This is a genomic window from Kitasatospora sp. NPDC036755, from assembly GCF_040636595.1.
GTDB lineage: Bacteria > Actinomycetota > Actinomycetes > Streptomycetales > Streptomycetaceae > Kitasatospora.
The window spans coordinates 1-4,169 of sequence record NZ_JBEZUT010000510.1 but is presented as its reverse complement, the minus strand read 5'-3'; the positions used below and the strand labels follow the sequence as shown (position 1 = coordinate 4,169).

The following is a 4,169-nucleotide window of genomic DNA, read 5'->3' as shown; positions in this document are numbered from 1 at the left end:
TCCGACAGGAGGCCGTCCACACCCTCCCGGTCCGTGGTGTGGTCGTCCGCGAAACGACGGTCACCCGTCGCGTCCGGCACGTACTTCACACAGACAACGATCCTCAAGCTCACGGCCTTGTCTCCTGTACTGGTCTCGTCCGGCGGCTGCGGCGGCGCAAGCGGGCGCGAACACGGCTCGCACCCACTCCGGGCAGCGAATTCCCGTGCCGGTCCGGAACTTCCTGGCAGCATACTCGCCGGTAGTCCGGCGGTCACTACTGGCCAGTAGCTTATGCCGTGCGGCTGCTCCCGCCGCCTGCGCCCATCCTGCCCCAGCCCGGGGCCGACTCCACCCGACGGGGCGGAACAAGTGCGGCGCGATTGCTCACACGGCGCTCACACCACGCGCCCGAGCGCCGCGATCACGTCCACCCTGCGCGGTTGCCCCGCCGCCCGCCGCACCACCCGGCCCTCCGCGTCCAGCACCAGGACGGTGGGCGTCCGCCGGACCTCCAGCCGGCGGACCAGCTCCAGCCGCTCCTCGGCGTCCACCTCGACGTGCTCGACCCCGTCGACCATCCCCGCCACCTCGGAGAGCACCCGGCGGGTCGCCCGACAGGGCTGGCAGAAGGCCGACGAGAACTGCACCAGCGTCGCCCGCGCGCCCAGCGGCCCGCCCAGCTCGGCCTCCGACAGCCGTACCGCGTCCGCCCCGTCCCCGCTGCTCACCCTCGGCCTCCCGTCACTCCCGCTCCGCGGCGGGCCGGGCCCGGCCCCCGTCGAGGCACGACAACGCACGTCGTCGGCCCGGTCATCCCTCCAGTCTGCGGCAGCGCCCGAGGTGCCCCGAACACACCCCGGAGCACCTCCCGAAACCCGGTCGACCACCGGCGCACGGACACGTACGATCGGCCGATGGACTCCGACTGTCGCCCGACGCCCCGGCCGGCCCGCCGTCGCGCCGTCACCCCGGCCCGGGCCGCCCTTCGACGGCGAGGCTGACGCCCCCGCCACCGTCCGTCGCGACCCTCCGGAGCCCCGTTGCAGACCGATCCCCGCGGCTTCCGCTTCGCCGCAGCACTCACCTCGATGGTCCTGGCCGTCGTCCTGCGCACCGGCAACTGCCCCCTGCTGGCCACCCAGACGGTCCTCCTCGCCCTCGGCGCGCTCGGCGGCCTGCGTCTGTCCCCGTACGTCCGACTGTTCCAGGCGCTCGTGCTCCCCCGGCTCGCACCGCCCTCCGAGACGGCGGACGAACGGACGCTCCGCTTCGACCAGGGCGTCCTCCTGGTGTTCGCCGCGGTCGGCACCCTCGGCTACTGCTCCGACGTGACGTGGCTCGGCGCGCTGGCCGTCTCGGCCGCCCTCACCTGCGCCTTCGTCAACGCCGCGTTCGGCTACTGCGTGGGCTGCGAGCTCTACCCGCTGGTCCGGCGCGCCCGGGGCCGCCTCACCGCCGGAGCCTGACGCCGGGGGCGGAAAAGTTCCCGTTCGAATTCATCACGGAGATCACACCGCCAATATTCGCTTGACCGCACGCCTCAGGTGACAGCAGGCACTCGTTCGGGGGATCATCTCCGTGAATCACCCGTGACCGCCGCGGCGTGCCGTGCTCCGGTCGGCACCACCCGCACAACGGAGCGGGTACCCGCCGAACCGGGCCCCGGCCCGTGGAAGTCAGGACTGACCGTGGCAGAGTTCGTGTACCCGCCGGTGATCGGCGCCGCACTCACCGCCTTCCGCGCACTCGACGTGCGGATCAAGATCGTGGGTGCCGAACACACCCCCGCCAGGGGGGGAGCGGTACTGGTCAGCAACCACATCAGTTACCTGGACTTCCTCTTCGCCGGCCTCGGCGCGTACCGCGGCGGCAAGCGCAAGACCCGCTTCATGGCCAAGGACGACGTCTTCAAGCACCGCGTCTCCGGCCCGCTGATGCGCGGCATGAAGCACATCCCGGTGGACCGCGCCGACGGCCAGCCCGCGTACGAGGCCGCCGTGCGCGCCCTCAAGGCCGGCGAGGTGGTCGGGGTGTTCCCCGAGGCCACCATCAGCCGCTCCTTCATGCTCAAGAAGTTCAAGACCGGCGCCGCCCGGATGGCCGCCGACTCCGGCGCGCCGCTGCTGCCCGTCGTGCTCTGGGGCACCCAGCAGCTCTGGACCAAGGGCCGCCCCAAGACCCTCACCAAGCGGCACGTCCCGGTCACCATCATGATCGGAGAACCGATTCACCTCGGGCCCGACGACAAGCCCGTGATGGTCACCCGGCGGCTGCGCGCCGCGATGACCGAGATGCTCGACCGGGCCCAGCGCGAGTACCCCGGCAAGCCCTCCGGCCCGGATGACACCTGGTGGCTGCCCGCCCAGCTCGGCGGCACCGCGCCCACCCTGGAGGTCGCCGAGGCCGAGGACGAGGCGGAGGCGCTCGCCAAGGCCGAACGCCGCGCCGCCCGGGGCTGATCCGCTCCCCTTCTCACCCCTCCTCCCCTCTCTACTCCGTGCGATCGAGCGAACGCGGCCCGTCGCGTGTCGCCCGGTCGCCGATGCTCCCCGTCTGACACAGTGACAGCTCCTTTCAGGGGCCTTCGTCCTGAATCCGCGGCGGGGGCGAGACGTCGGAGCGGTCGAAAGGCACGGAGGCGGAGATGGCACGGATCACCACCGGCACACGGCAGTCGTCCACGGGCAGGGCCCGCACCCGCGCGAGCGCCGGTGCGGGCCTTCTGCTTCTGGGCACCCTGCTCACCGGCTGCGGGGCCGAACCCGGGGACATCCCGCTCTCCGAGATCCGGCCGGAGGTCCCCACCGCCGCCCCCGAGGCGACTGCCGCGACCCCGGGCGTCGTCGGCGCGGCCATCGGAGCCCCCGCGGCCGCCGTGCACAACGGGCTGATCGTCAGCCGCGCCTACACCGACGCCTCCCGCACCACCAGTGCGATCGTCACCCTCTCCCCCGACGGCACCGGCCAGCGGCAGGTCACCCAACCACCGGCCCACGCGCTCGACGACCGCCCGGACTGGTCCCCCGACGGCACCACCATCGCCTTCGACCGCACCGACCCGCAGACCGGAGCCGCCCGGCTCTTCACCGTCCCGACCGCCGGCGGCCCCGAGCACCGGATCAGCCAGCTCTGCGACAGCGGCACCGCCGACTGCGCCAACGAGGACGAACGCGCTCCCGCCTTCTCCCCGGACGGCAAACAGGTCGCCTTCAGCCGCTCCTGGGGCACCCAGGACCCGTCCGGCAGCCACCAGATCCAGTACTCCGACCTCTACCTGATGAGCCCCGAGGGCACCGACGTCCAGCGGCTCACCTTCCTCACCAACGACAAGCCCTACTCCGGTGCGGTCGGCAACCCCAGCTGGTCCCCCGACGGCAAACAGCTCACCTTCGAGTACCGCACCAGCGCCACCGGGCAGCCCGCCAACAGCCGCGCCATCTACGTCGTCAGCGCGGACGGCACCGGCCTGCGCCAGCTCACGCCCTGGGAACTGCGCGCCGGCGACCGCGCGGACTGGTCCCCCGACGGCACCCAGATCCTCTTCACCACCTACCCGGCCGGCCCCGACAACGCTCCCGGCGGCGGCATCTACACCGTCCACCCCGACGGCAGCGCCGTCGGCGCCCTCACCCCCGCCCCGTCGGACGTCTTCTACGGCACGGCCGCCTACGCTCCCGACGGCAAGTCCATCGTCTTCGCCCAGGCGCCCGCGGGCGCCGGCACCGACCTCTACAGCATGCACCCGGACGGGACGGGCGTCGTCCGGCTCACCAACAACGCGGACAAGTGGCTCAGCCGGCCGGTCTGGGGGACCGCGGAGGCCTCCGCGGCTCCCACCGATCAGGCACAGGCAACGGCCGAGGCATCGGATCAGGCGTCCGCTCCGGCATCCGGTGGGGCGCCCGGTCAGGCGTCGGAAGCGCCGCAGGCGCCCCGGACGCCGCAGCCCGATGCCCAGCAGCCGGCCCGGGCCCAGGGACAGGGAGCCACCGAGAAGCCGCAGCCGGGTTCGGGATCAGAGCCCGGCTCCGGCTCCGGCTCCCGGCCCGATTCGGAGTCCGATTCCGAGGAATAGCACACGCGCTCCTGTCCGGAAACGCGAAGAACCCCCATCCGGGTCCCGGATGGGGGTTCTTCAGAAGAATTGTTCGGCGGCGTCCTACTCTCCCACAGGGTCCCCCCTGCAG

The 4,169-nt window shown here is 72.8% G+C and carries 4 protein-coding genes and 1 pseudogene; 3 read left to right on the top strand and 2 right to left on the bottom strand.

All coding sequences use genetic code 11. The annotated features are described in order from the left end of the window. Together AB0E96_RS38960 and AB0E96_RS38955 are read right to left on the bottom strand one after the other, a co-directional pair. A pseudogene (locus AB0E96_RS38960) lies at positions 1–113 on the bottom strand (electron transfer flavoprotein subunit beta); the annotation flags it as partial. A 264-nt stretch (positions 114–377) separates the two neighbouring features. Further along, on the bottom strand, positions 378–710 hold the full coding sequence (locus AB0E96_RS38955) for a thioredoxin family protein (protein ID WP_359831250.1): 333 nt from the start codon (positions 708–710) through the stop codon (positions 378–380). A gap of 312 nt (positions 711–1,022) precedes the next feature. Between AB0E96_RS38955 and AB0E96_RS38950 the strand changes: the two genes are divergently transcribed. From AB0E96_RS38950 to AB0E96_RS38940, 3 genes are all read left to right on the top strand, one after another. Further along, complete coding sequence (locus AB0E96_RS38950) at positions 1,023–1,448, top strand: DUF4395 domain-containing protein (RefSeq protein ID WP_359831248.1); 426 nt, start codon at positions 1,023–1,025, stop codon at positions 1,446–1,448. Positions 1,449–1,670: 222 nt separating this feature from the next. Next, entirely contained in the window at positions 1,671–2,441 is a 771-nt protein-coding gene (locus AB0E96_RS38945; RefSeq protein ID WP_359831246.1) for a lysophospholipid acyltransferase family protein, read from the top strand. A 185-nt stretch (positions 2,442–2,626) separates the two neighbouring features. Next, positions 2,627–4,057: a hypothetical protein gene (locus AB0E96_RS38940; RefSeq protein WP_359831244.1), complete on the top strand. Its 1,431-nt coding sequence runs from the start codon at positions 2,627–2,629 to the stop codon at positions 4,055–4,057. The last annotated feature ends 112 nt before the right edge of the window (positions 4,058–4,169 follow it).